This window comes from Pseudonocardia parietis, from assembly GCF_017876315.1.
GTDB classification, from domain to species: Bacteria; Actinomycetota; Actinomycetes; order Mycobacteriales; family Pseudonocardiaceae; genus Pseudonocardia; species Pseudonocardia parietis.
On sequence record NZ_JAGINU010000001.1, the window covers coordinates 4,524,896 to 4,551,157 of the forward strand.

The following is a 26,262-nucleotide window of genomic DNA, read 5'->3' on the forward strand; positions in this document are numbered from 1 at the left end:
CCGGTCAGAACAGGACCGGCAGCCCCAGCGCGGCGTCGACGGCGATGGCCGCGAACAGCACGCACAGGTACAGGTTCGACAGGTGGAACAGCGGCATCGGCGCGACCTCGCCGCCCGCCTTGACCTCGGAGTGCAGCCGGTGCGCCCGGAAGATGAAGTAGGCACCGCCGAGCAGCGCGACCGCCAGGTACACCCACGACGTCGCCGGCAGCAGGAGCAGGCTCCAGGCCACCATCACCCAGCTGTAGACCACGATCCGGATCGACACCGCGGCCGCCGGGGCGACGACCGGCAGCATCGGGACGCCGGCCGCCGCGTAGTCCTCGCGGTAGCGCATCGCCAGCGCCCAGAAGTGCGGCGGGGTCCAGAAGAAGATCACGCCGAACATGACCAGCGCGGGCCATTCGACGGTGCCGGTCACCGCCGCCCAGCCGATCACCACCGGCATGCAGCCCGCGGCACCGCCCCAGACGATGTTCTGCGAGGTCCGCCGCTTGAGCAGCAACGTGTAGACGAGCACGTAGAAGGCGATCGCGGCCAGCGAGAGCACGGCCGCGAGCCAGTTCGTCGTGAGGCCCAGCCAGGCCGAGCTCAGCGCCGCGAGGACCAGACCGAACACGAGCGCGTGGCTGGTGGGGACCTGTCCCCTCGCCAGCGGACGGCGCGCGGTCCGCTTCATCTTCTTGTCGATGTCGGCGTCGGCCACGCAGTTCAGCGCGTGCGCCGCGGCCGCGGCCATCGCCCCGCCGACCAGGGTCGCGGCGATCAGCCACAGCGACGGGACGCCCCGCTGGGCGAGGAACATGGCGGGCACGGTGACCACGAGCAGCTGCTCGATGATCCGGGTCTTGGTGAGCCCCAGGTAGGCCCCGAGGGTCGCGCGGACGCGATCCATCCGGCCCACGGGGGCCACGGGGGCCACCACTTCCGGGACGTCGACAGCGGGCACCGACGGCTCCGGGGAGACCGGCGGGGTCCCGACGGCTCCGGCGCCGGCCGTCGCGGACGCCTCCGTCCATCCCGGCCGAGCGGTCGGCACCGCCCGGCTCCGGCGCGACGCGGCTGCGCTCACCTGTTCGTACCTCGCTCGGCTCGGCAGTTCGGGTTCCTGCGCCGCCGTGGCGGCGGCCCCGTAGTTCTACAGCGCGTCGATGTTAGCCCGGTCGCGTGCACTCCGGGGCGGCGGGGTACACCCGTGCCGGGCCCCCGGGGCTCCCACCGGGCCGGGCGGCATCCCCGCAGGCGACAGGCCCGCGCAGTAGGGTGGACGATGGCCGGGGCGGCGACGGTGCCGCCACCACGAGGCAGCAGACGCCCCACCGCGGGCACCTGCCGGCCGACCCCCCGGCCGAGGTTCACCTGCCGACGCGAGTACAGGAGTCATCGCTTTGTCCGACACCGCCATGTCCCCCCACGCCGGGGACAGCGCCGTCGCTGCGCTCACCCGCGCGCACGTGCCCGACGACTGGACCGACCTGGACCGCAGGGCCGTGGACACGATCCGCGTACTCGCCGCGGACGCGGTCCAGAAGTGCGGCAGCGGACACCCCGGCACCGCGATGAGCCTGGCCCCGCTGGCGTACACGCTGTTCCAGCGGGTCATGCGGCACGACCCGGCCGCCCCGGACTGGATGGGCCGCGACCGGTTCGTGCTCTCCGCCGGGCACTCCAGCCTGACCCTCTACATCCAGCTGTACCTCGCCGGCTACGGCCTGGAGCGCGAGGACCTGGAGCAGCTGCGCAAGTGGGGTTCGCTGACCCCGGGCCACCCGGAGTTCGGCCACACCCGCGGCGTCGAGATGACCACCGGCCCGCTGGGCCAGGGCCTGTCCTCCGCGGTCGGCATGGCGATCGCCGCCCGGCGCGAGCGTGGCCTGTTCGACCCGGACGCCCCCGAGGGCGCCTCGCCGTTCGACCACCAGATCTACGTGATCGCCTCGGACGGCGACATCGAGGAGGGCGTCACCTCCGAGGCGTCGTCGCTGGCGGGCCGCCAGGAGCTGGGCAACCTCACGGTGATCTACGACGCGAACGAGATCTCCATCGAGGACGACACCAACATCGCCCTCAACGAGGACACCGCCAAGCGCTACGAGGCCTACGGCTGGCACGTCCAGGTCGTCGACGGCGGCGAGAACGTCACCGGCATCCTCGCGGCCCTCGAGGCGGCGCGGGCCGAGACCGCGCGCCCGTCGATCGTCGTGCTGCGGACCGTGATCGGCTACCCGGCGCCGAACAAGATGAACACCGGCGCCGCGCACGGCTCCGCCCTCGGCGACGAGGAGGTGCGCGAGGTCAAGAAGGTCCTGGGCTTCGACCCGGACCAGCAGTTCGAGGTCGACGACGACGTCCTCAAGCACACCCGCTCGGTCGGCGACCGTTCCCGCGCCGCGCACGACACCTGGCAGGGCACCTTCGACGAGTGGGCCCAGCGCGAGCCGCAGCGCAAGCGGCTGCTCGACCGGCTCCTCGCGAAGCGGCTGCCCGAGGGCTGGGCGGACTCGCTCCCGCACTTCGACGCCGACGAGAAGGGCATAGCCACCCGCAAGGCCTCCGGCGCGGTGCTGGCGGCCCTCGCCGACGTCCTGCCCGAGCTGTGGGGTGGCTCGGCCGACCTGGCCGAGTCGAACAACACCTCGATGAAGGGTGCCGACTCGTTCGGCCCGAAGTCCGCCACCACGGGGATGTGGAACGCCACCCCGTACGGCCGCACGCTGCACTTCGGTGTCCGCGAGCACGCGATGGGTGCCGTGCTCAACGGCATCGCGCTGCACGGGCCGACCCGCGCCTACGGCGGCACCTTCCTGGTCTTCTCCGACTACATGCGCCCGGCCGTGCGGCTGGCCGCCCTGATGAAGACCAACCCGATCTATGTGTGGACCCACGACTCGATCGGCCTCGGCGAGGACGGCCCGACCCACCAGCCGATCGAGCACCTCGCCGCGCTGCGCGGCATCCCGGGCCTCTCGGTCGTGCGGCCCGGCGACGCCAACGAGACCACCTACGCCTGGAGGACGGCGCTGGAGCGGCCGGACGGCGGCCCGGTCGGCTTCGCGCTGACCCGGCAGAACGTGCCGACCCTGACCGGCACCTCCGCCGAGGGCGTCGCCCGGGGCGGTTACGTCCTGGAGGAGGCCTCCTCCGGCGTGCCGCAGGTGATCCTGGTCGCGACCGGTTCCGAGCTGCACCTCGCGGTGCAGGCGCGCGCGACGCTCGAGGCCGAGGGCGTCGGCGTCCGGGTGGTGTCGATGCCGTGTGTCGAGTGGTTCGACGCCCAGGACGCCGCCTACCGCGAGTCGGTGCTGCCGGCCGCGGTGAAGGCCCGGGTCTCGGTCGAGGCCGGCATCGCGATGCCGTGGCACCGCCTCGTGGGTGACGCCGGACGCTCGGTCTCGATCGAGCACTTCGGCGCCAGCGCCGACCAGGCCACGCTGTTCGAGAAGTTCGGGTTCACCGGTGCGACCGTCGCCGCCGCCGCGCGGGAGTCCCTCGCCGCGGCACGGACGTCCGCCTGAACCGTCGGCACCCGATCGCAAGGAGAGAACCATGAGCAACGATCGACTTGCCGCACTGTCCGCGGCAGGGGTGTCCATCTGGCTGGACGACCTCTCCCGTGAGCGCCTGAACAGCGGCAACCTCGCCGGCCTGATCCGCGACCGGCACGTCGTCGGCGTCACCACGAACCCGACGATCTTCGCCGGCGCGCTGGCCGACGGTGCCGCCTACGACGACCAGGTCCGCGAGCTCGCCGCCCGCGGCGCGGACGTCGACACGGCGATCCGCGAGATCACCGTCGCCGACGTGCAGCAGGCCTGCGACGTGTTCTCCGGTACCTGGGAGAACACGAACGGTGTCGACGGCCGGGTCTCGCTCGAGGTCGACCCGGGCCTGGCGCACGACACCGAGCAGACCGTCGCCCAGGCACAGGACCTCTGGAAGTCCGTCGACCGGCCGAACCTGCTGGTCAAGATCCCGGCCACCGAGGCGGGCCTGCCCGCCATCACCCGGGCCACCGCGGAGGGCATCAGCGTCAACGTCACGCTGATCTTCTCGGTGGAGCGGTACAAGGCGGTCATGGACGCCTACCTCACCGGCCTCGAGCAGGCCGTGGGGAACGGGCAGGAGCTGTCCCGGATCCACTCCGTCGGCTCGTTCTTCGTGTCCCGTGTGGACTCCGAGGTCGACAAGCGGCTGGAGGCGACCGGCGGCGACGAGGCCATGGGCCTGCGCGGCAAGGCGGCGATCGCCAACTCCCGCCTGGCCTACGCCGCGTACCGGGCCGCGTTCTCCGGTGCCCGGTGGGACGCGCTCAAGGCCAAGGGCGCCAACGCCCAGCGGCCGCTGTGGGCCTCGACCGGGGTCAAGAACCCGGACTACCCGGACACGCTGTACGTCTCCGAGCTGGTCGTGGACAACACCGTCAACACGATGCCGGAGAAGACCCTGGAGGCCTTCGCCGACCACGGTGAGGTCACCGGCGACAAGGTCACCGACACCGCCGGCGCCGCCCAGCAGGTCTTCACCGACCTCGAGGGGGTCGGGATCGACCTCGACGAGGTCTACCGCGTGCTGGAGTCCGAGGGCGTCGACAAGTTCGCGAAGTCCTGGACCGAGCTGCAGGACACCGTCCGCCAGCAGCTCGAGGCCACCAAGTAGTCGGCGCAGAAGTAGTTGGCCGACAACACACCCGGTGGCGACGGGGCCGATCTCGGCTCCGCCGCCGCCGGCGGACGTTCCGGCGCGGCACCCGTCCCGGTGCGGGTGCTGCTCGCCGGTGAGCCGTTCACCGGCGCGGCCCGGCGCATCGCCGCCGAGCTGGCCGACGAGACGGTCGCGTCCCGCCTCGCCGACGGCGACCCCAGCGTGTGGGCGCCGGCCGCGGCGTCCGGAGCCGCCCGCGCGGGCACCGGCTGGACGGGCCTGGCCGGCCGGTCCCGTCCGCTCGCCGGGCAGATCGCCGCGCTGCGCGAGCGGTTCGCGGTCGCCGGTGCGCACCGGGTGCTGCTCGTGGGCACCCCGGACGCCGTCGCCGTCACCCGGGTCGTCGCCGCACACTCGTCCGGTACGACCCGGCTGACCGCGCTCGACTCGGCCGATCCGGTGCAGCTGGCCGAGGCGTTGTCCGGGGAGCTCGACGAGACCGTGCTGGTGGTCGCGGACCCCGCGGGCGACGATCCGGTCGTCGGCGCCGTGCGGCACGCGGTGTGCTCGGTGCTCGCCGACGAGCTCGGCCCGGACGTCCTCGCCGACCGCACCGTGCACCTCACCGAGCCGGGCTCACCGCTCGACACCCCCGGGGCGGGCGGGTCCGGTGACACCGGCGTGGTGGTGATCACCCTCGACGCCGACGTCCCCGGCCGGTTCGGCACGCTCGGCCCGCTGGGCCTGGTGCCCGCCGGGCTGGCCGGCGCCGACGTCGCGGGCCTGCTGGCGAGCGCCGTGCCCGCCGAGCAGGCGCTCGCCGAGGACGACCCGGACAACCCCGCGCTGCTGTTGGCCGGTGGCCTGGCCGCGGCCCGCGGATCGGTGCTGGCGCTGCGCGACGAGGTCCGCTCCCCCGCGGTCACCGCGTGGCTCGCACCGCTGCTGACCGCCGCCGGGCTGGTCGCGGTCCCGGCCGCACCGGACGAGATCGTGCCCGCCGGCGGCCACGCGTCCGAGGCGGGCACCGCGCCACCCGACGTGGTCGACGTGCACGCCGACGGCACCGGCGTCGTCCCGGGGGCCGGTGACGGCGCGGTCCGCACCGACGCCGGTCCCGGCGCGACGATCGTCCTGTGGCAGGTCGCGGTCGCGCTGGCCGCACGGGTGCTCGGCACCGACCCGTTCGCCCCGGCGCCGCCGGCCCCGCACGAGGGACCCGAGGAGGTCCCGGCCTTCGTCGACGGTGGCGTCGCCGTGCACGGTGGGGACTGGCTCCCGTCCGGTGTGGACACCGTGGCGGACGCGCTGGACGCGCTCGCCGACGCCGTGCGCCACGACGGCGGCCATCTCGCCGTCTCGGCCTGGCTGGACCCCGAGTCCGACGCCTCGGTCGGGGTGCTGCGCGCCCCGCTCGCGGCACGTCTCGGGCTGCCGGTGGCGTTCGGCTGGGCGCCCGGCTGCCGAAGCGGCGACACCGGCGCACCGGACCGCGCCGCGCACTGCCACCTCACCGGTGGCGGCATCGACCCGGACGGGACCGAACCGCCGGGCGCGGGTACCGCGCCGGAACCCTCCGGAATGGATAGCCTGCACGCGGCGCAGGCCCGTGCGGTCGTCTCCGACCAGCGACGGCGGGGGCGGCCGGTGCTGCGGCTGCACCTGACCGACCGGCTGACCGGCCTGGTCACACTGGCGCACGCCGTCGGGAACTGACCGGGACCGACACACGGCCATACTGCAGATGAGAGGCGAGGAGCGATGCCCACCGCGAACGGCGGCCGGATCAACCCGCTACGCGATCCCCGCGACAAGCGGCTCCCCCGGATCGCGGGCCCCTGCGGCCTGGTGATCTTCGGGGTCACCGGTGACCTGGCCCGCAAGAAGCTGATGCCGGCGATCTACGACCTCGCCAACCGCGGCCTGCTCCCGCCCGGCTTCGCGCTCACCGGCTTCGCCCGCCGCGACTGGGCCGACGAGGACTTCGGCCAGGTCGTGTACGAGGCGGTGCGCGAGCACGCGCGCACGCCGTTCCGCCAGGAGGTCTGGGACCGGCTCGCCGAGGGGCTGCGCTTCGTCCAGGGCAGCTTCGACGACGACGCCGCCTTCGACGAGCTGGAGCGCACCGTCCGCGAGCTGGACGAGAAGCGCGGCACCGGCGGGAACCACGCGTTCTACCTGTCCGTGCCGCCGTCGGCGTTCCCGGTGGTCTGCAAGCAGCTGTCCCGCTCCGGGCTGTCCGGCTCCTACGACGACACCTGGCGCCGGGTGGTGATCGAGAAGCCGTTCGGCCACGACCTGGCCTCGGCCAAGGAGCTGAACGCGATCGTCAACGAGGTCTTCCCCGAGGACTCGGTGTTCCGCATCGACCACTACCTCGGCAAGGAGACCGTGCAGAACGTGCTCGCGCTGCGGTTCGCCAACCAGCTGTTCGAGCCGATCTGGAACTCCAACTACGTCGACCACGTCCAGATCACCATGGCCGAGGACATCGGGCTGGGCGGCCGGGCCGGGTACTACGACGGCATCGGTGCCGCCCGCGACGTCATCCAGAACCACCTGCTGCAGCTGCTCGCCTTCACCGCGATGGAGGAGCCGACGTCGTTCTCCTCCGACGAGCTGCGTGCCGAGAAGATCAAGGTGCTCAAGGCGGTCAAGCTGGCGCACCCGCTGGAGGAGACCACCGCCCGCGGCCAGTACGAGGGCGGCTGGCAGGGCGGCGAGCAGGTCCCCGGTCTGGCCCAGGAGGAGGGGTTCGACCCCGAGTCCACCACCGAGACCTTCGCCGCCATCACCTGCGAGGTGGAGAACCGCCGCTGGGCGGGCGTGCCGTTCTACCTGCGCACCGGCAAGCGCCTGGGCCGGCGCGTCACCGAGATCGCGGTCCTGTTCAAGCGTGCCCCGCACCTGCCCTTCGACGCCACGATGACCGAGGAGCTGGGGCAGAACGCGATGGTCATCCGGGTGCAACCGGACGAGGGGGTGACGATGCGGTTCGGCTCCAAGGTGCCCGGCAACCAGATGGAGGTCCGCGACGTCACGATGGACTTCGGTTACGGCAACGCGTTCACCGAGTCCTCCCCCGAGGCCTACGAGCGGCTGATCCTGGACGTGCTGCTCGGCGAGCCCTCGCTGTTCCCGGTGAACGAGGAGGTCGAGCGGTCCTGGGAGATCCTCGACCCGGTGCTCGAGCACTGGGCGGAGCTCCCGACCGGACCGGACGGCTACCCGGCCGGCTCCTGGGGCCCCGACTCGTCCGCCGCGATGCTCGCGCGCACCGGCCGGCACTGGCGGCGCCCGTGAGTGGTCAGCACGGTCCGGGCAACGACAACCGCGCACGAGGTCTCTCATGATCATCGATCTCCCGTCGAGCAACACCTCGGCGGTCAACCGCAAGCTCGTCGAGCTGCGCGAGTCCGGTGGCGTGTTCGCACTCGGCCGGGTGCTCACGCTGGTCGTCGTCACCGACGACGGCCCGGGCCTCGAGCGCTCGATCGACGCCGCCAACGCCGCCAGCCGCGAGCACCCGTGCCGAGTCATCGTGCTGGCCCGCGGCCAGCGCCGCGCCTCGCCCCGCCTCGACGCCCAGATCCGGGTCGGCGGCGACGCCGGCGCCAGCGAGGTGATCGTGCTGCGCGGTTACGGCGCGCTCGCCGAGGAGGACGCCGGCGCCGGCATGGTGATGCCGCTGCTGCTCCCCGACGCCCCGGTCGTCGCCTGGTGGCCGAGCGAGGCGCCCGCGAGCCCGTCGGAGGACGCGGTCGGGCGGCTCGCGCAGCGCCGGATCACCGACGCGCTCTCGTCGCGGAACCCGACCAAGGCCTTCGAGCAGCGGCGCCGGGACCACGCCCCCGGTGACACCGACCTGACCTGGACCCGGCTGACGCACTGGCGGGCCCAGCTCGCGGCCGCGCTGGACGTGCCGCCCTACGAGGACGTCACCTCCGTCGTGGTCGCCGGGGAGGCGATCTCGCCGTCCACCGAGCTGGTCGCCGGCTGGCTGGCCGCCGCGCTCGGGGTGAAGGTGAAGCGCTCGCCGTCGGCCCACGCCCACGGCCTGTCGCTGGTCCGCCTGGTCCGCGCGTCCGGCAACGTCGAGCTGGCCCGCCCGGACGGCCGGACCGCCCGGCTCACCCAGCCCGGCCAGCCGGAACGACTCATCGCCCTGGCCCGCCGGGAGGTGTCGGACTGCCTCGCCGAGGAGCTGCGCCGGCTCGACCCGGACGAGGTCTACCACGAGGCCCTGCTCGGGTTGTCCCAGGTGACCCGCGGCCGAACCCCGGTGAAGGTGTGAACGTGAACGTCCAGATCGCCGTCCACCCGGACAAGAACGTCCTGGCCGCGGCCACCGCGGCCCGGCTGATCACCACGCTGGCGGACCTGCAGGCGCGCGGGGTCGTGCCGAGGGTCGTGCTGACCGGCGGCGGGGTCGGCATCGCGCTGCTGCGCGACGTCGCCTCCTCGCCCGCCCGCGACGCGGTCGACTGGGGGGCGGTCGACGTGTTCTGGGGCGACGAGCGGTTCGTCCCGGCCGACGACGCCGAGCGCAACGAGAAGCAGGCCCACGAGGCCCTGCTGGACCGGGTCCCGCTCGACCCGGCGCGGGTGCACCCGATGCCGGCCGCCCCGGCCGACGGCGGCACCGCCGACGAGGCGCGGTCGGCCGCCGAGGACTACGCGACGGTGCTCGCCGACCAGGCGGGCCCGGACGGCCCGATCCCCGCCTTCGACGTCACCCTGGTCGGGATGGGCGAGGAAGGGCACACCCTGTCGGTGTTCCCGGACTCCCCCGCCGTGCACGAGCAGGCCGCCGGTGTCGTCGCGGTGTTCGACTGCCCGAAGCCGCCGCCGACCCGGATCTCGCTGACCCTCGCCGCGGCGCGCCGCTCCCGCGAGGTGTGGGTGGTCGCCGCCGGGGCGGGCAAGGCCCCCGCGGTCGCGGGTGCGCTCACCGGCACACCGGAGACCGAGCTGCCGGTCGCCGGGGCCCGGGGCACCGAGGTGACCCGATGGCTGCTCGACACCGAGGCCGCGGCCCGGCTCCCGGCCGAGCTCCGGCCGAGGTGTACCTGACCGGCCCGATACACCGTTCTGTGCCGGTGCAGGACCGTTCCGCGAACGGTCGTGTGACGTGCCGCCCGTTCCCTGGCCGGGCGCCGCCCCGCCCCGGTTAGGGTCCGGCCCATGCGCCTCGGCACCCCGCTCGGACCTGCCCCCACCCGTGTGCTGCTGCTCGGCTCGGGGGAGCTGGGCAAGGAGGTCGCGATCGCCTTCCAGCGCCTCGGCGTCGAGGTGGTCGCGGTCGACCGCTACCCGCACGCGCCGGCCCACCAGGTCGCGCACCGCTGGCACGCGATCGACATGACCGACCCCGTCACGCTCGCCACCCTCATCGAGCAGGAAGCGCCCGACCTGGTCATTCCGGAGATCGAGGCGCTCGCGACCAACGCGCTGGTGGAGGTCGAGGCCGCGGGCACCACCGTGGTGCCGACCGCCCGGGCGGCGAAGCTGACCATGGACCGGGAGGGCATCCGGCGCCTCGCCGCCGAGGAGCTGGGACTGCCGACCTCGCCGTACGTCTTCGCGGACACCCTCGACGAGGTCCGTGCGGGGGTCGAGAAGGTCGGCCTGCCGTGCGTGCTGAAGCCGGTGATGTCGTCGTCGGGCAAGGGGCAGTCGACGCTGCGCTCGGTCGAGGACAGCGAGGACGCCTGGGAGCACGCCCGCACCGCGGGCCGGGTGGCGAACCCGCGGGTCATCGTCGAGGGCTTCGTCGAGTTCGACTACGAGATCACCCTGCTCACCGTGCGGCACGCCGGCGGCACCTCCTTCTGCGAGCCGATCGGGCACCGCCAGTCCGACGGCGACTACGTCGAGTCCTGGCAGCCGCAGCCGATGTCCGACGCCGCGCTGGCCGCCGCCCGGGACGTCGCCGAGCGGGCCACCGACGCCCTCGGCGGACGCGGGGTCTTCGGGGTGGAGCTGTTCGTCCGCGGCGACGAGGTGCTGTTCTCCGAGGTCAGCCCGCGCCCGCACGACACCGGCCTGGTCACCCTCGCCACCCAGCGGCTCTCGGAGTTCGAGCTGCATGCCCGCGCCGTGCTCGGCCTGCCGGTCGACACCGCGCTGCGCTCGCCCGGGGCGTCCGCGGTGATCTACGGCGGGCAGGACATCGACGCCCCCGACTACACCGGCGTCGCCGACGCGCTCGCCGTCGAGGGTGCGGACCTGCGGCTGTTCGGCAAGCCGGACGCGACCGCGCGCCGCCGGATGGGCGTCGCCGTCGCATACGCCGACGACGTCGGGAGCGCCCGCGACCGCGCGACGCGGGCGGCCGGACTCGTGCACCCGGTCCCGCGCGGCTGAGGGCCCGGGTCGCCCGCCCGCGGTCGCCGAGGTCCTCGTCGCCGATGTCCTCGTCGCCACCCACGGCACGCTCGACACGGCGGCGCTGGGGACCGCGTACCGCGGGTAGCGTCGGAGCCGGAGGTGGGCGATGGCCGGGCGCACGGGACTCGTGGTGGCGGGCGCCGGTGCCCGCGGCGCGTACGAGGCGGGGGCACTCACCGAGCTGCTCCCCCGCCTCACCCGCACCTGGTCCGCCCCGTCGATCCTGGTCGGGACGAGTGCCGGCGCGCTGAACGTGGCCGCGCTCGCCGGCCTGTCCGGGACCGGCCCGGAGGAGGCGACGGCCGAGCTCGTGTCCCGCTGGGAGTCGGTGCGGACCGACGAGGTGATCGCGCTGCCCTCGTCGGCCCTGCAGGCCGGGATCGCCTACGCCGGTGACCTGCTCGGCGTCGGGTCCCGGCTGCGTCGCGCGGTGGGTCTGCCGGGCCGGGTGACCCGGCTGCTCGACGCGGAACGGCTCCGCCCGGTCGTCGAGCGCGTCGTCGACTGGGACCGGCTGCACCACGCGATCGCCCGCGGCCCGGTCGACGCCGTCGGGGTCGCCGCCACGTCGGCCGGGACCGGCGGGACGGTCGTGTTCGTCGAGCGCGGCCCGGGCGTGCCGCTGCCGCCGTACGACCCGGGCCGCGACATCCGCTACGTCGACGCCCGGCTCACCCCCGACCACCTGCTCGCGTCCGCCGCGGTCCCGGTGCTGTTCTCCCCGCGCCGCCTCGACGACGGCTGGTACCTCGACGGCGGCGTCCGGCTCAACACCCCGCTGAAGCCCGCGCTGCGGCTCGGGGCGCAGCGGCTCGGCGTCGTCGCGACCACCCCCGCGGTGCCGGTCCCGGACGCCGCCGTACCCGCGGAACGGACCCCGGACGTCTACGCCGTCGCCGCGCTCGCGCTGCGGATCGTGCTGGGCGCCGGGGTCACCGAGGACCTGCGCACGCTGCGCGCGGTGAACGAGCTCGTCCGGCGGGGCACCGACGAGCGGCACACCCGGATCGGGACCTGGTTCGCGGGCCCGCCCGCGGACCGGGCCACCGAGCTCGCGGACCTGGCCGACGAGGTCCGCCGCACCGAGTACAGCGGGCTGCGGGCGCTGCGCAACCCGTCGCTGGCGGTGCTGGAACGCCTGGTCGGCGGTGCGGTCCCGGACGTCGACCGCACCCACGGCTCGGAGCTGCTGAGCTTCCTGTTCTTCGACCCGGCCTTCGCCTCGGCCGCCGCCGCCCTCGGTGCGGCCCACGCGTCGGCGGCGGTCGCCCCGGACGTCCCGGCCCGTGCCGCACGGCGCCGTTCGCTCCCGCTGGGCGGTGGTGGGCCGACCGGGTGAACCCGGGCGGCGGCGATGACTCCCGGCGGGACCGGCGGTCGGTACTGCTGACGGCGGCCCCGTTCGGAAGGACCGCCCCTCGGGGAGGAACCCACCATGACCACCACGTCCACCACCCCCCGCCGGCGCCCGGTCGCCGGGACCGTCGCGCTCTGGGTCCTGCAGGTCCTGCTCGCCGGCGTCTTCGTGATGGCGGCGCTGCCCAAGGTGACCGGCGACCCGATCGCCGTCGCCGGATTCGACCTACTGGGCCTGGGGATACCCGGGATGATCGTCGTCGGGTGGCTGGAGCTCGCCGGGGCCGTCGCGCTGCTCGTCCCGCGGCTGTGCGGACTGGCCGCGGCCTGCCAGATCGTGCTGATGATCGGCGCGACGACCGTGACCGCGGTCCTGTTCCCGGCGATGGTCGCGTTCCCGGCGGTGACCCTGGTCCTGGTGTGCGTGGTCGCGTGGTTCCGCCGCCACGACACCGCCGCGCTGCTCCGGTCGGTCCGCCGCTGAGCGTGGTCGGGCGGCTCAGCCCATCTCGTCGGTGAGCCGCCCGTTGTTGTAGTCGTCGTACGCGGCGAGATCGAGGAACCCGTGCCCGCTGTAGTTGAACAGGATGACCTTCTCCTCGCCGGTCTCCTTCGCCGCGAGTGCCTCGTCGATCGTCGCGGCGATGGCGTGGCTGCACTCCGGGGCGGGGATCTTCCCCTCGGCCCTGGCGAACTGGACGGCCGCCTCGAACACCTTGCCCTGCGGGTACGCGACGGCCTCCATCCGGCCGTCCTTCACCAGCGACGACACCAGCGGCGAGTCGCCGTGGTAGCGCAGCCCGCCGGCATGGATCGACGGCGGCACGAAGTCGTGGCCCAGGGTGTACATCGGCATCAGCGGGGTGAGGCCCGCGGTGTCGCCGAAGTCGTAGTCGTAGCGCCCCTGGGTCAGGGTCGGGCAGGACAGCGGCTCGACGGCGAGCAGCCGGACGTCGGGGTCCGGCACGAACGGGAAGGCGATCCCGCCGAGGTTGGAGCCACCGCCGCAGGGCGCGACGACGACGTCGGGCAACCGCTCCCCGGCCACCGCGAGCTGCTCCTTGGCCTCCAGGCCGATCACCGTCTGGTGCAGCAGCACGTGGTTGAGCAACGAGCCCAGCGCGTAGTGGGTGTCGTCGCGGCCGACGCAGTCACGGACCGCGTCGGAGATCGCCGATCCGAGCGAGCCGGGCTGGTCCGGCTCGTCCACCGGGGACGGGACGACCGCGCCGCCCCAGGTCTCGATCGCGACGCGGCGGTACGGCTTCTGCTCGTACGAGGCCCGCACCATGTAGACCTTCAGCTCCAGGTCGAACTGGGCCGAGGCGAACGCGAGGGCGGTGCCCCACTGACCGGCGCCGGTCTCGGTGGTGAGCCGGCCGGTGCCCTCCCGGGCGTTGTAGAACGCCTGCGCCACCGCGGTGTTGGTCTTGTGACTGCCGGACGGCGAGACCGACTCGTCCTTGAAGTAGATCCGCGCGGGCGTGCCGAGCGCCTTCTCCAGCCGGGTCGCCCGCACCAGCGGGGTGGGCCGCCACAGCTTCAGGATGTCGAGCACCTCACCGGGGACGTCGATCCACGGCTCGGTGCTGACCTCCTGCTCGATCAGCGACATCGGGAACAGCGGCGCGAGGTCGTCGGGACCCACCGGCTCCCGGGTCCCCGGGTGCAGCGGCGGCTGCGGCGGGGTCGTCAGGTGCGGAACGATGTTGAACCAGGCGGAGGGGATCTGCTCCGGGGGCAGCGTCCAGCGGGTCATGACCTGGGAACCTATCTGGGGCGTGCCGTCCGTCACGAGGGGGGCGCGGTCCCCGCGTCGTCGATCCGGACGGCCACCTGCTCGTTGTCGTGGGTGTAGCAGACGTAGTCGTGGCGCACCCCGTGCTTCTCGGCGTACTCCCACCACGCCCGGGCCTCGTGCCGCTCCCAGCCGGGGAAGTTGAAGAACTCGTCGAACAGCACGATGCTGCCGGGGCGCAGCCGGGGGCCGACGGCCTCCAGCACGGTGCGGGCCGAGGAGTACAGGTCCGAGTCGACGTGCAGGAAGTCGACCGGGCCGGGGTGCGCGGCGAGGAAGCGGTCGACGGTGTCGTCGAACAGGCCGGCGACCAGCTCGGCGCCCGGAACCTCGGGCAGCTCCCCGACGTCGTCGAAGGCGCCGGCCGGGAACCCCGGCCGCCAGGTCTCCGGCAGGCCGGTGAAGGTGTCGAAGCCGTGCACCCGGCCGTCGCCCCGGTGCGCGGCGATCGCCCGCAGGGTGTCCCCGCGGTAGACGCCGAACTCCAGCGCCATCCCGCCGGACGGCGCCTGCCCGAGGGCGTACTCCAGGGTGGCCGACGGGCCGGGCAGCGCGACCGCGTCGGCAAGATGTTCCCGGACGAACCGGGCACTGCCGGCCACGGCCTCCCGCTCCCCCGCGGCGAGCGTGTCACGGCGGTCGCGGACCTCCACCGCACGGATCTCGGCGATCACCCGGTCGGCCTCGCCGCGGACGCGGGCGTCCAGCTCGTCGCGCAGCGCGGCGAGCTCGGCCCGCAGCACCGCGGTCTGGGCGGCCGAGTGCCGGGCCAGGGCGTCGTCGAGCAGGCGCCCGGCCCGGTGGCGGACGCGGCGCAGCAGGATGCGCGGGCTGCGGATCTGCGTGCCCCGGATCTACAGCTCCCGCGAGGCCCGCAGACGGACGAGGGCCTCCTCCAGGATGGCCTCGCCGTCGGCGTCGCTGCGCCGCTCCTTCACGTACGCCAGGTGCGTCTTGTACGGCTCGGTGCGCGGCGCGGCCGGTGGGTTCGCCGAGTCCCGCCCGCCGGGCAGGCCGCAGCGCGGGCAGTCCCAGGTCTCCGGGACCTCGGCCTCCGCGGCGAACCAGGTGTTGTTGGTGTGCCCGTTCGCGCAGTAGAAGGGGATCCGCTCGCGGGCAGCGGTCTCACCGCGCTCGGACTCCCCCATCGGACCGGCCCCGACTCGGGTGCCGCGGATCGCGTTGCCACCAGCCATAGCGGTGTCCCCTCTCGCTCGCCCTGTCGCCCGTCAGGCGTTGACCAGCATCAGGCCGTTGCCGACGACCGCGATGAACCAGATCAGCCCGACGAAGACGGTGTAGCGAGCGATGTTGCGGTCGGCGGCCGCCGAACCGGACAGGCTCGACTGCACGCCGCCACCGAAAAGACTGGTCAGCCCCCCGCCCTTGCTGCGTTGCAGCAGGACCATCGCGATCAGCATCAAGCTGGTCACGATGAGGATGATCTGCAGGGTCAGGATCACGGGCAATTCCCAATCTGCGGTCGCTCGCCGGAGTGCCGAGGATACTCCGCTCACCGCGCCCGCCTCGCCACACCCCTCCCACAGACGACTCGAGGAGCTGCGGTCCGGTACCGGACGACAGCTCCTCGAGTCGTGATGCGGGTGCGGTGTTACGGCAGCGGGCCGCCCGCGGCGATCGCCGAGAGCTTCGCGAACTCCTCGGCGTCCAGGCTGGCGCCACCGACCAGCGCACCGTCCACGTCGGACTGCGCGACGATCTCCGCGACGTTCGACGACTTCACCGAGCCGCCGTAGAGGATCCGGGCGCCCGCGGCGACCTCGTCCCCGTGGAGCTCCCGCAGGGTCTGCCGCAGCGCGGCGCAGACCTCCTGCGCGTCCGAGGCGCCCGCCACCTTGCCGGTGCCGATCGCCCAGACCGGCTCGTAGGCGAGCACGATCCCGGCCGCCTGCTCCGCGGTGACCTTCGCACAAGCCCCGCGGAGCTGGTCGGTGCAGTGCTGCACGTGGGTGCCGGCCTCGCGGACCGCCAGGCCCTCGCCGACGCACAGGATCGGGGTGATCCCGTGCTTGAGCGCGGCCCGCACCTTCGCGTTGACGACCCCGTCGTCCTCGCCGTGGACCTCCCGGCGCTCCGAGTGCCCGACGACGACGTAGCGGCAGCCGAGCTTCGCGAGCATCGGCCCGGACACGTCGCCGGTGTAGGCCCCCGAGTCGTGCGGGGACAGGTCCTGCGCCCCGTGCACGACCTTGAGCTTGTCACCGTCGATGAGCGTCTGGACGCTGCGGATGTCGGTGAACGGCGGCAGGACCGCGACCTCGACCTTGTCGAAGTACCGCTCCGGCAGCGCGAAGGCCAGCTTCTGCACCACCGCGAGCGCCTCGAGGTGGTTGAGGTTCATCTTCCAGTTGCCGGCGATCAGCGGTTTCCTGCTCATGCCTCTCCCTCCAGTACGGCGACGCCCGGCAGGGTCGCGCCCTCGAGGAACTCGAGCGAGGCACCCCCGCCGGTGGAGATGTGCGAGAAACCGTCCTCGCCGATGCCCAGCGCCCGCACCGCGGCCGCCGAGTCGCCACCGCCGACGACGGAGAAGGCTCCGGAGTCGGCGACGGCCTGCGCCACGCCGCGGGTGCCCTCGGCGAACGGCGCCAGCTCGAACACGCCCATCGGCCCGTTCCAGAAGATCGTCTTCGCGTCCTCGATCCGCGCGGCGAACTCCCGCACCGACTCCGGGCCGATGTCGAGGCCGAGCCAACCGTCCTCGATGCCGTCCACGGGCACCGTGCGGGTGTTCGCGTCGGCGGAGAACGCGTCGGCGACCACCACGTCGGTCGGCAGGACGATCTTCCCGGACTCCAGGAGCCTGCGGCAGCCCTCGATCTGGTCGGACTCCAGCAGCGACGAGCCGACGCCGTGCCCCTGCGCGGCGAGGAAGGTGAAGCACATCCCGCCGCCGACCAGCAGGGTGTCGACCTTCGGCAGCAGTGCCTCGATCACGGCCAGCTTGTCCGAGACCTTGGACCCGCCGAGCACGACCGCGTAGGGCCGCTGCGGCTGCCCGGTGAGGGTGCGGAGCACCTCGACCTCGGACAGCACGAGCCCGCCGGCGTAGGCGTCGAGCCGCTGGGCGACGTCGTAGACCGACGCCTGCTTGCGGTGCACCACGCCGAACCCGTCGGAGACGAACGCCGCGCCGTCGCCCACCAGGGAGACGAGCTCGTCGGCGAACGCGCCGCGCTCGGCGTCGTCCTTGCTGGTCTCGCGGGGGTCGAACCGGATGTTCTCCAGCATCACCACGTCGCCGGCGGCCATGTTCGGCAGCGGCTTGCCGTGCTCCACCAGCCGGACCGGGGCACCGAGCAGCTCACCGAGCCGCTCGGCCGCGGGGGCCAGCGAGAACCGGTCCTCCGGGCCGTTCTTCGGGCGGCCCAGGTGCGCGGTCACGACGACCTGCGCGCCCGCCCCGGACAGCGCCGAGATGGTCGGTACCGAGGCGCGGATACGGCCGTCGTCGGTGATGTTCCGGTCGTCGTCGAGGGGAACGTTCAGGTCGGACCGGACCAGCACGGTCCGGCCCTGCACGCCCTCGGCCCCATCGACAAGGAGGTCGTCGAGGGTCCTCACAGCTTCGACGCCACCAGCCCGGTGATGTCGACGAGGCGGTTCGAGTAGCCCCACTCGTTGTCGTACCAGCCGAAGATCTTGACCTGCTTGCCCATGACCTTGGTCAGGCTGGCGTCGAGGATGCAGGAGTGCGGGTCGGTCACGATGTCCGAGGACACGATCGGGTCCTCGGTGTACTTGAGGATGCCCTTGAGCGGGCCGTCGGCGGCGGCCTTGAACGCCGCGTTGACCTCCTCGGCGCTGATCTCCCGCTTGACCTCGGCGACCAGGTCGGTGATCGAGCCGGTCGGCACCGGCACCCGCAGCGAGTAGCCGTCGAGCTTGCCCTGCAGGTGCGGCAGGACCAGGCCGATCGCCTTCGCGGCGCCGGTGGTGGTCGGGATGACGTTCAGCGCGGCGGCCCGGGCACGGCGCGGGTCCTTGTGCGGGCCGTCCTGCAGGTTCTGGTCCTGGGTGTAGGCGTGGATCGTGGTCATCAGACCGTGCTCGATCCCGGCCGCGTCGTCGAGCACCTTCGCCATCGGGCCCAGGCAGTTGGTGGTGCAGGACGCGTTCGAGACGATGTTCTGCGAGCCGTCGTAGTCACCGTCGTTGACGCCCTTGACGATGGTGATGTCCTCGTCGGTCGCCGGGGCCGAGATGACGACCTTCTTCGCGCCGGCCTCGAGGTGCTTGGCCGCGCCGTCGCGCTTGGTGAAGATCCCGGTCGACTCGACCACCACGTCGACGCCCAGGTCCTTCCAGGGCAGCTCGGCGGGGTCGCGGACGGCCAGGGCCTTGAAGCCCTTGCCGTCGACCAGGATCTCGTCGTCGGAGGTCGTCACCTCGTAGGGCAGCCGGCCCAGGATCGAGTCGTACTTGAGCAGGTTCGCGAGCGTCGCGTTGTCGGTGATGTCGTTCACCGCGACGATCTCGATGTCGGTGGTTCCGGCGGCGCGCTGGGCATCGACCGCCCGCCAGAAGTTCCGGCCGATGCGGCCGAAGCCGTTGACTCCTACGCGGACCGTCACAGTGCCTCCATGGGCTCGTCGTGCGTGTCGTCTCCCCGGCACGCCGGGTCCCGGCGGCGGGTGTGGCAGGTCGATCGCGGCCTCTCCGCCGTCGGGGAGCGGCCGCGTGCCGTGCTCGGCCGCCACCCTATCGGCGCGTCGCGCGCCGGGGACCCCGCGCACCCCGTGACCTGCGCCGCCCTCCGGGCCCGGAACCGATCGGGCGGCCCCGGGCGCCCGGCGGCGGCTCAGGCGATGCGCAGGAGCCTGCGCCAGCCGGGACGGGTGTCGGCGACGTCGGCGGCGGCGCGCTCGTCGGCGGAGAAGCCCTCGACCGGCCCGCGCGGGGCGGCGGCGCGAGCCCGGGAGACGAACGACGACGCGGCGGCCAGCGCGGCGGTGACGCCCTCGGCGCCGGGGCCCGCGGTGATCGTCGCGCTCGCCGGGACCCCGAACCGGGCGGCCGCGGCGGTCGGGTCCGGTGCCTCGGCGAGTGCGACGGCGCCGGCGTGGCCCTCGCTCTCGCCCTCGGCGGTCCCGGCCTGCTCCGCGCCCACCTCGGCGGCGTCGGCCGGAACCGAACGCCGCGCGGCCGGGATCCCCCCGCTGGTGATGTCGACGAGCCCGAACTCCCAGGCGTACTCCGCCTGCTGGTGCGTGATGCGCTCGCGCGCCTCGGTGGTGTCGCCGACCGCGGCCTCGCCCACGAGCAGGACGACGACGCGCTCGGGACGGTCGGTCTCGTCCCGCGCGGCGAGCTCGTCCCCGACCGCGTCGAGCAGGCGGGCGGCGCCGATGCGCAGGTCCGGTCCGTCGAGCGCGCGCAGCCTCGCGGGCAGTGCGGCGCGCGCCTCGGCCGCGCTCACCGGCACGGCCGGCGGGTGCGAGCCGTCGGGCAGCTGGCGGGTCAGGTCGGTGCCGGTCGACAGCACGACCTGCAGCTCCCCCGGCTCGGCGGCGTGGGCGTCGAGCAGGTCAGCGAGGCCGGTGCGCAGGGCGGGGAGCAGCGGGCGCAGCATGCTGGATCGATCGAGATGAACGGCGAGGAGCGTGGATCCCGGGTTTGTCACGGCGGCATCATGCCCGACCGTGCGCACCGGGCCCGTGACGGGGTGTGATCACCGTCGCGGTCACTGCCCGTCGGGCTCCTCCAGCATCTCCGCGGTCACCGCGGACTCGGTGTCCGGGATCCCCAGTTCGGCGGCCTTCTTGTCGGCCGTCTGCAGCAGCCTGCGGATCCGGCCCGCGACGGCGTCCTTGGTCATCGGCGGGTCCGCGAGCTGACCCAGCTCCTCCAGGGAGGCCTGGGTGTGTTCGGCCCGCAGGCTCCCGGCCGCGCGCAGGTGCTCGGGCACCTCGTCGCCGAGGATCTCCAGCGCGCGCGACACCCGGGCCGCGGCCGCGACAGCGGCCCGTGCCGAGCGGCGCAGGTTCGCGTCGTCGAAGTTCGCGAGCCGGTTGGCGGTGGCCCGGACCTCGCGGCGCATCCGCCGCTCCTCCCAGGACAGCACGCTCTGGTGCGCGCCCATCCGGGTCAGCAGCGCGCCGATCGCGTCACCGTCGCGGACGACGACCCGGTCCGCGCCGCGCACCTCACGGGCCTTCGCCGCCACCCCGAGCCGCCGCGCCGCACCGACCAGTGCCAGCGCGGCCTCCGGGCCCGGGCAGGTCACCTCCAGGGCGGAGCTGCGGCCGGGCTCGGTCAGCGACCCGTGCGCCAGGAACGCACCGCGCCAGGCGGCCTCGGCGTCGGACAGGTCCCCGGAGACGACGGGCGGCGGCAGCCCGCGCACCGGGCGCCCGCGGTTGTCGAGCAGCCCGGTCTGTCGGGCGAGGCCCTCGCCGTCGCGGATCACCCGGATCACGTACCGGGCGCTGCGGCGCAGCCCGCCCGCGGTGATCACGTGCGCGTCGGCGGTGTGGCCGTAGAGCTCGTGGATCTCGCGACGGAGCCTGCGGGCCACCGAGCCGGTGTCGACCTCCGCCTCGATGACGACGCGGCCGCCCACGATGTGCAGCCCGCCGGCGAAGCGCAGCAACGAGGCGACCTCGGCGCGACGCGACGACTGCTTGGTGACGGTGAGCCGGCTCAGCTCGTCCTTCACCGTGGCGGTCATGGCCATTGCGGGCTCCTTCCGCGCTGCGGGCTGTGCTGGTCCGTCACCGGTGCCGACCCGGCACCACCGTCCGCGCTCCCGGCCGGGCCGAGAGCGTCGAACACGTCGAGCAGGGCACCGGCCAGTGCATTCGGGTCGTGCCGGGGTGTCGCCGCGTGGACGTCGGCGACATCGGCGAGCCACACCCTCCCGCCGGGGACCAGCAGGTCGGCCGCGGCCGCGTGCAACCGGTCCGGCAGGGGTACCGACCCGGTGTCGGCCAGAACGGCGTGCGCCCGCAGGGAGGGCGCGTGACCGGACAGTACTTCAAGGTGTTGCTCGGGTGAGAATCCGGCGGTCTCCCCCGGCTCCGGGGCCAGGTTGAGCAGCACCACGCGGGCCGCGGCGGTCGCCAGCAGCGCGTCGCGCAGGCCCGGCACGAGCAGGTGCGGCAGCACGCTGGTGAACCACGACCCCGGACCGAGGAGGACGACGTCGGCGTCCAGGACCGCCCGGACGGCCTCGTCGCAGGCCGGCGGGTTCTCGGGCCGCAGCCACACGCGTCGCACCCGTCCCGGGGTGGACGCGACCGCGACCTGGCCACGGATCCGGTGCGCGTGGTCGAGGCCGTCGATGGCGACCTCCGCCTCGATGTCCAGCGGCACCCGGGCCATCGGCAGCACCCGTCCGGCGCAGCCGAGCAGGCCGCCGACCGTCTCCAGCGCCTGGACCGGGTCGCCGCCGCGTTCCAGCAGCCCGGCGAGCAGCAGGTTCCCCAGCGCGTGGCCGGCGAGCGCCCCGTTGCCGCCGAAACGGTGCTGGACCAGGCCGGACCAGAACCGGCCGTCCTCGTCGTCGGCGGCCAGTGCCGCCAGCGCCATCCGCAGGTCCCCCGGTGGCAGCAGGCCGAGCTCGCGCCGCAGCCGGCCCGAGGAGCCGCCGTCGTCGGCGACGGTCACGACGGCGGTGATCCCGCCGACCGCCGGGCAGCGGCGCAGCGCGGTCAGGGTGGCGTGCAGGCCGTGCCCACCGCCCAGCGCCACGACGCGCAGCGGCGACGGGGACGCTGTCGCGGGCTCGGTCATTCGCGCCCCATGTCCCGGTGCCCGACGTTGACCTGGACACCCGGCCGCCCGGCCAGCCGCCTGCCCAGCTCCTCGGAGATCGCCACCGAGCGGTGCTTCCCACCGGTGCAGCCGACGGCGACGGTCAGGTAGCGCTTGCCCTCCCGCCGGTAGCCGGCGCCGACCAGGTCGAGCAGCTCCAGGTAGCGCTCGACGAACTCCTCGGCGCCCTCCTGGGACAGCACGTAGTCGCTGACCTCGCTGTCGCGCCCGGTGAACTCGCGCAGCTCCGGGATCCAGTGCGGGTTGGGCAGGAACCGGACGTCGACGACCAGGTCGGAGTCCAGGGGCAGCCCGTACTTGTAGCCGAAGGACAGCACCGTGATCCGGGTGGCCGCGTGCGCGTGCTCACCCGCGAACACGCCCTCGATCCGGGCGCGCAGGTCGTGCACGGACAGGTTCGAGGTGTCGACCACCAGGTCGGCGTCCTCGCGCAGCGGGCGCAGCACCTCGCGTTCGGCGTTCAGCCCGTCGGTGATCCGGCCGGCGCCCTGCAGCGGGTGCGACCGGCGGTTCTGCTCGAACCGGCGCACCAGCACCGCGTCGGACGCCTCCAGGAACAGCAGCTTCGGCCGGTAGCCACGGCTGTCCAGATCCTTGATCACCGCGCCCAGGTCGTCGGTGAACGCCCGGGACCGCACGTCCATCACGACCGCGATCCGGGTGACCTCGCCACGGGCCCGCGAGCCGAGCTCGACCATCGTGGCGATCAGCTCCGGCGGCAGGTTGTCGACGACGAACCAGCCGAGGTCCTCCAGCACCTTGGCCGCCGTGCTGCGGCCCGCGCCGGACAGGCCGCTGACGACCGCGACCTCGATCCCCGGCCCGCTGCCCTGCTCTCCCGTATCCGCCCTCGTCATCACTGTCCCCCCTCGGTCGGTGCCCCGGAACCGCCCTGCAACGCCGCGACCACCGTCTCGGCGGTCCGCGGCCCGAAGCCGGGCAGCCCGGCGATCTCCTCCACCCCGGCGGCGCGCAGCTTGCGGACCGAGCCGAAGTGCTTGAGCAACGCCTGCTTGCGGGCCGGGCCGAGCCCGGGCACGCCGTCCAGCGCCGATGTCGTCATGCCCTGGGAACGACGCTGCCGGTGATAGGTGATGGCGAAGCGGTGTGCCTCGTCCCGCACCCGTTGCAGCAGGTACAGCCCCTCGCTCGTCCGGGACAGGATGACCGGGTCGTCGTCGTCCGGGAGCCAGACTTCCTCGAGCCGCTTGGCGAGCCCGCAGACCGCGACGTCGGTGATCCCGAGCTCGGCGAGCTCGGCCGCGGCCGCGTCGACCTGCGGCTTGGCGCCGTCGACGACGAGCAGGTTCGGCGGGTAGGCGAACTTCTTCGGCCGCCCGGTCTCCGGGTCGATCCCGGTACGGACCGTGTCACCGGGCGCGACCTCGCCGGACCCGGTGCCGGGTGCCGGGTCGTCGGCGGTCTCGGCCAGGTAGCGCTTGAACCGGCGCCGGACGACCTGGGCGATCGAGGCGACGTCGCTGTGGCCGCCCTCTGCCGTCCCCCGGATCTCGAAGCGGCGGTACTCGGACTTGCGGGCCAGCCCGTCCTCGAACACGACCAGGGAGGCGACGACGTCCGTGCCCTGCACGTGGCTGACGTCGATGCACTCGATCCGCAGCGGCGCCTGGTCCAGATCCAGGTTCTCCTGGATCTCCTGCAGTGCCGCCGACCGGGCGGTGAGGTCCCCGGCGCGGCGCAGCTTGTGCTGGACGAAGGCCTCCCTGGCGTTGCGCGCGACGGTCTCGGCCAGGTCCTTCTTGTCGCCCCGCTGCGGCACGCGCAGCCCGACCTTCGACCCGCGCAGCCCGCTCAGCCAGCGCTCGAGTGCCGGGCCGTCCGCGGGCAGCACCGGGACGAGGATCTCCTTCGGCACCGGCTGCACGGCGTCGTCGGCGGCGCCGGCCAGCGCGTGCTGCTCGCCGTAGAACTGCGAGACGAACCGCTCGACGAGCTGCTCGGTGTCGGTGGGCTCGACCTTGTCGATCACCCATCCGCGCTGGCCGCGGACCCGGCCGCCGCGCACGTGGAACACCTGCACCGCGGCCTCCAGCTCGTCCTCGGCGAAGGCGACGACGTCGGCGTCGGTCCCGTCACCCAGCACGACGGCCTGTTTCTCCAGCGCGCGGCGCAGCGCGCCGAGGTCGTCGCGCAGGCGGGCGGCACGCTCGAACTCCAGGTTCTGCGACGCCTCGGCCATCTCGCGCTCCAGGTGGCGCACCATCCGGTCGGTACGGCCGGAGAGGAAGTCGGAGAAACCCTCGACGATGTCACGGTGCTCGTCCGCGGTGACCTTCCCGACGCACGGCGCCGAGCACTTGTCGATGTAGCCGAGCAGGCAGGGGCGGCCGATCTGACGGTGCCGCTTGAACACCCCGGAGGAGCAGGTACGGGCCGGGAAGACCCGCAGGAGCAGGTCGAGGGTCTCCCGGATCGCCCAGGCGTGCGCGTACGGGCCGAAGTAGCGGACGCCCTTCTTGCGGGGCCCCCGGTAGACGTGCAGCCGCGGGTACTCCTCGTGCATCGTCGCGGCGAGCACGGGATAGGACTTGTCGTCCCGGTACCGGACGTTGAACCGCGGGTCGTACTCCTTGATCCAGTTGTACTCGAGCTGGAGTGCCTCGACCTCGGTGCCGACGACGGTCCACTCGACCTTCGCCGCGGTGGTCACCATCTGCCGGGTACGCGGGTGCAGGCCCGACAGGTCGGCGAAGTAGGAGTTCAGCCGCTGGCGCAGGCTCTTGGCCTTGCCGACGTAGATCACCCGGCCACGCGGGTCGGAGAACCGGTATACCCCCGGCGACTCCGGGATCGTCCCGGTCGCCGGACGGTAGGTGCTCGGGTCGGCCATGGTGCCTCCCAGGGTAGATCCGGCCACCGACACGCCCGCTCCGCCCCCGGTCGGCCCGAGCGCCCCGAGCGGGGTGTAGTGAATGCGGGGTACGCCCCGGGCGGGAACTGTCGGGCCCCTCCGGTAGGACTTCCCTCGAACACGAGTTCGACCGCCGGACCCTCCGAGGAGAAGCCATGAGCACCACGCACGACATCGAGTTCGGCACCGCCCCGGGCGAGGCGGCCGTCCCCGAGGCCCGGCTGGACCGGATCCGCAAGCTGCTGGCGAAGGCGGAGCGGGCCGGGACACCGGACGAGGCCGAGATCTACACCGACAAGGCCGTCGAGCTCATGGCGCGCCACGGCGTGGACGAGGCGCTGCTCGCCGCGACCGGTCCCCCGCGGACCGACCCGATCGGCCAGGTGCGGATCGACATCGACGACCCCTACAGCGGGGCGAAGGCCCGGCTGCTGGGCTGGATCTCCTCGGCGCTGCGGTGCCGGTGGATCATGCACGACCCCCGGGCCGGGAGGGTCGCCGCGGTGACCGTGTTCGGGTACGCGTCGGACCGCGAGCGGGCGGAGCTCCTGTACACCTCACTGCTGTTGCAGGCCTCGGCGCAGCTGGGCTCGGTGCGGCCACCGGATCCGCGGGAGTCGGTCGCCGCCTACCGGCGGTCCTGGATCTACGGCTTCGCCGCCCGGGTCCACCAGCGGCTGCTGGCGGCCGAGCAGGAGGCGGTGTCCGAGGTGGCGACCACCCGCGCGGCCGGTGCGCCGTCGGTCGAGCTGGTGCTGGCCGACCGCGGCAAGGAGGTGGACCGCGCCTACGACGACGAGTTCGGCGACCTGCGCCGGGCGCGCAGGCCCCAGGTCTCCGGATCCGGCTACCGGCACGGCGCGATCGCCGCGGACCGGGCGGACCTGGGTGGTTCCCGCCTGGACGGGCGGGGCCGTGCGGCCGAGCTGGACCGGTGAGCCGGTGACCCGGCCCCGGAGCGGGTCAGCTACCGCCGGCCGCGGCGGCGTGCAGGTCGCGCAGGGTCCGGACACCGCGGACGGCGAGTCCCCGGTCGACCGCCTGGACGGCGAGCACCGGGTGGTACTCGTCGTCGGGCAGCTCCAGGCGGGCCGAGGAGGCCCCGTCCGGGAAGGAGACGCCGACCACCTCGTCCCACGGGAACCAGCGCGTGGTCAGCACGTTGCGCACCTGGATCCCGCCCCGGTCGGCCCGCACGCGCGGGCGGGCCATCAGCAGCAGGCCGCCTGCCACGAACGCGCCGATCACCATCATCGCCGCCTGGTCGACCGGCCGGAAGATCACTCCGGTGTCCTCGGCGGGCATCAGGTAGGCGACGACCGCGAAGAAGATCATGATCGCGGCAGCGCACGCCCACGCGGTGATCAGCAGAGCGCGCGGGCGCAGGGTCACCGCCTCCGGGCCGGGG

24 protein-coding genes are annotated in these 26,262 nt (G+C 73.8%); 10 read left to right on the forward strand and 14 right to left on the reverse strand.

All coding sequences use genetic code 11. The annotated features are described in order from the left end of the window. Positions 1–4: 4 nt before the first annotated feature. Complete coding sequence (locus tag JOF36_RS21425; RefSeq protein WP_210036048.1) at positions 5–895, reverse strand: heme o synthase; 891 nt, start codon at positions 893–895, stop codon at positions 5–7. Positions 896–1,403: 508 nt separating this feature from the next. Between JOF36_RS21425 and tkt the strand changes: the two genes are divergently transcribed. From tkt to JOF36_RS21470, 9 genes are all read left to right on the forward strand, one after another. After that, positions 1,404–3,515: a transketolase gene (tkt, locus tag JOF36_RS21430; RefSeq protein WP_210036049.1), complete on the forward strand. Its 2,112-nt coding sequence runs from the start codon at positions 1,404–1,406 to the stop codon at positions 3,513–3,515. 31 nt (positions 3,516–3,546) lie between these two features. Further along, positions 3,547–4,656, forward strand: a complete 1,110-nt coding sequence (gene tal, locus JOF36_RS21435) for a transaldolase (RefSeq protein ID WP_210030089.1) — start codon at positions 3,547–3,549, stop codon at positions 4,654–4,656. Between the two features lie 15 nt (positions 4,657–4,671). Further along, positions 4,672–6,357, forward strand: a complete 1,686-nt coding sequence (locus JOF36_RS21440; protein WP_210030091.1) for a hypothetical protein — start codon at positions 4,672–4,674, stop codon at positions 6,355–6,357. Positions 6,358–6,402: 45 nt separating this feature from the next. Then, the gene (zwf, locus tag JOF36_RS21445; RefSeq protein ID WP_210030093.1) at positions 6,403–7,944 is read left to right on the forward strand and encodes a glucose-6-phosphate dehydrogenase; all 1,542 of its coding nucleotides are present in this window, start codon (positions 6,403–6,405) and stop codon (positions 7,942–7,944) included. A gap of 46 nt (positions 7,945–7,990) precedes the next feature. Further along, complete coding sequence (gene opcA / locus JOF36_RS21450; protein WP_210030095.1) at positions 7,991–8,935, forward strand: glucose-6-phosphate dehydrogenase assembly protein OpcA; 945 nt, start codon at positions 7,991–7,993, stop codon at positions 8,933–8,935. Then, on the forward strand, positions 8,932–9,714 hold the full coding sequence (gene pgl / locus JOF36_RS21455) for a 6-phosphogluconolactonase (protein ID WP_210030097.1): 783 nt from the start codon (positions 8,932–8,934) through the stop codon (positions 9,712–9,714). Before opcA ends, pgl begins: the two co-directional genes overlap by 4 nt. A 111-nt stretch (positions 9,715–9,825) precedes the next feature. Beyond that, on the forward strand, positions 9,826–11,007 hold the full coding sequence (purT, locus tag JOF36_RS21460) for a formate-dependent phosphoribosylglycinamide formyltransferase (RefSeq protein ID WP_210030099.1): 1,182 nt from the start codon (positions 9,826–9,828) through the stop codon (positions 11,005–11,007). A gap of 130 nt (positions 11,008–11,137) precedes the next feature. Continuing rightward, on the forward strand, positions 11,138–12,370 hold the full coding sequence (locus JOF36_RS21465) for a patatin-like phospholipase family protein (protein ID WP_210030101.1): 1,233 nt from the start codon (positions 11,138–11,140) through the stop codon (positions 12,368–12,370). 96 nt (positions 12,371–12,466) lie between these two features. After that, positions 12,467–12,871 (forward strand): DoxX family protein, encoded by a 405-nt coding sequence (locus tag JOF36_RS21470; RefSeq protein WP_210030103.1) that lies wholly within the window; start codon positions 12,467–12,469, stop codon positions 12,869–12,871. A 15-nt stretch (positions 12,872–12,886) separates the two neighbouring features. On the opposite strand, the gene JOF36_RS21475 is transcribed toward JOF36_RS21470, so the two are convergent. The 12 genes from JOF36_RS21475 to uvrC all read right to left on the reverse strand — a co-directional run bounded on the left by JOF36_RS21475 (position 12,887) and on the right by uvrC (position 24,833). Then, on the reverse strand, positions 12,887–14,146 hold the full coding sequence (locus JOF36_RS21475) for a TrpB-like pyridoxal phosphate-dependent enzyme (protein ID WP_210030105.1): 1,260 nt from the start codon (positions 14,144–14,146) through the stop codon (positions 12,887–12,889). A 32-nt stretch (positions 14,147–14,178) separates the two neighbouring features. After that, positions 14,179–14,928, reverse strand: coding sequence for a class I SAM-dependent methyltransferase (locus tag JOF36_RS21480; RefSeq protein WP_307862510.1), 750 nt, complete (start codon positions 14,926–14,928; stop codon positions 14,179–14,181). A gap of 111 nt (positions 14,929–15,039) precedes the next feature. Continuing rightward, the gene (locus JOF36_RS21485; RefSeq protein ID WP_210030107.1) at positions 15,040–15,381 is read right to left on the reverse strand and encodes an RNA polymerase-binding protein RbpA; all 342 of its coding nucleotides are present in this window, start codon (positions 15,379–15,381) and stop codon (positions 15,040–15,042) included. A 33-nt stretch (positions 15,382–15,414) separates the two neighbouring features. Further along, entirely contained in the window at positions 15,415–15,648 is a 234-nt protein-coding gene (gene secG, locus JOF36_RS21490) for a preprotein translocase subunit SecG (RefSeq protein WP_210030109.1), read from the reverse strand. 149 nt (positions 15,649–15,797) lie between these two features. Beyond that, positions 15,798–16,583: a triose-phosphate isomerase gene (tpiA, locus tag JOF36_RS21495; protein WP_210030117.1), complete on the reverse strand. Its 786-nt coding sequence runs from the start codon at positions 16,581–16,583 to the stop codon at positions 15,798–15,800. After that, positions 16,580–17,770: a phosphoglycerate kinase gene (locus tag JOF36_RS21500; protein ID WP_210030119.1), complete on the reverse strand. Its 1,191-nt coding sequence runs from the start codon at positions 17,768–17,770 to the stop codon at positions 16,580–16,582. The genes tpiA and JOF36_RS21500 overlap by 4 nt, the downstream gene beginning before the upstream one ends. Continuing rightward, positions 17,767–18,780, reverse strand: coding sequence for a type I glyceraldehyde-3-phosphate dehydrogenase (gene gap / locus JOF36_RS21505; RefSeq protein ID WP_210030121.1), 1,014 nt, complete (start codon positions 18,778–18,780; stop codon positions 17,767–17,769). Before gap ends, JOF36_RS21500 begins: the two co-directional genes overlap by 4 nt. A 227-nt stretch (positions 18,781–19,007) precedes the next feature. After that, on the reverse strand, positions 19,008–19,829 hold the full coding sequence (locus JOF36_RS21510; protein ID WP_210030124.1) for a hypothetical protein: 822 nt from the start codon (positions 19,827–19,829) through the stop codon (positions 19,008–19,010). A gap of 60 nt (positions 19,830–19,889) precedes the next feature. After that, positions 19,890–20,882 (reverse strand): DNA-binding protein WhiA, encoded by a 993-nt coding sequence (gene whiA / locus JOF36_RS21515; protein ID WP_210030132.1) that lies wholly within the window; start codon positions 20,880–20,882, stop codon positions 19,890–19,892. Then, entirely contained in the window at positions 20,873–21,940 is a 1,068-nt protein-coding gene (locus JOF36_RS21520) for a gluconeogenesis factor YvcK family protein (RefSeq protein ID WP_210030135.1), read from the reverse strand. The genes whiA and JOF36_RS21520 overlap by 10 nt, the downstream gene beginning before the upstream one ends. After that, the gene (gene rapZ, locus JOF36_RS21525) at positions 21,937–22,839 is read right to left on the reverse strand and encodes an RNase adapter RapZ (protein WP_210030138.1); all 903 of its coding nucleotides are present in this window, start codon (positions 22,837–22,839) and stop codon (positions 21,937–21,939) included. Before rapZ ends, JOF36_RS21520 begins: the two co-directional genes overlap by 4 nt. Then, the gene (gene uvrC / locus JOF36_RS21530; RefSeq protein ID WP_210030140.1) at positions 22,839–24,833 is read right to left on the reverse strand and encodes an excinuclease ABC subunit UvrC; all 1,995 of its coding nucleotides are present in this window, start codon (positions 24,831–24,833) and stop codon (positions 22,839–22,841) included. The genes rapZ and uvrC overlap by 1 nt, the downstream gene beginning before the upstream one ends. Before the next feature lie 176 nt (positions 24,834–25,009). On the opposite strand from uvrC, the gene JOF36_RS21535 reads away from it, so the two are divergent. After that, positions 25,010–25,792, forward strand: coding sequence for a DUF2786 domain-containing protein (locus tag JOF36_RS21535; protein WP_210030142.1), 783 nt, complete (start codon positions 25,010–25,012; stop codon positions 25,790–25,792). Positions 25,793–25,817: 25 nt separating this feature from the next. Here JOF36_RS21535 and JOF36_RS21540 read toward each other — a convergent pair whose 3' ends face one another. After that, positions 25,818–26,246, reverse strand: a complete 429-nt coding sequence (locus tag JOF36_RS21540; protein WP_372447456.1) for a PH domain-containing protein — start codon at positions 26,244–26,246, stop codon at positions 25,818–25,820. Positions 26,247–26,262 lie beyond the last annotated feature (16 nt).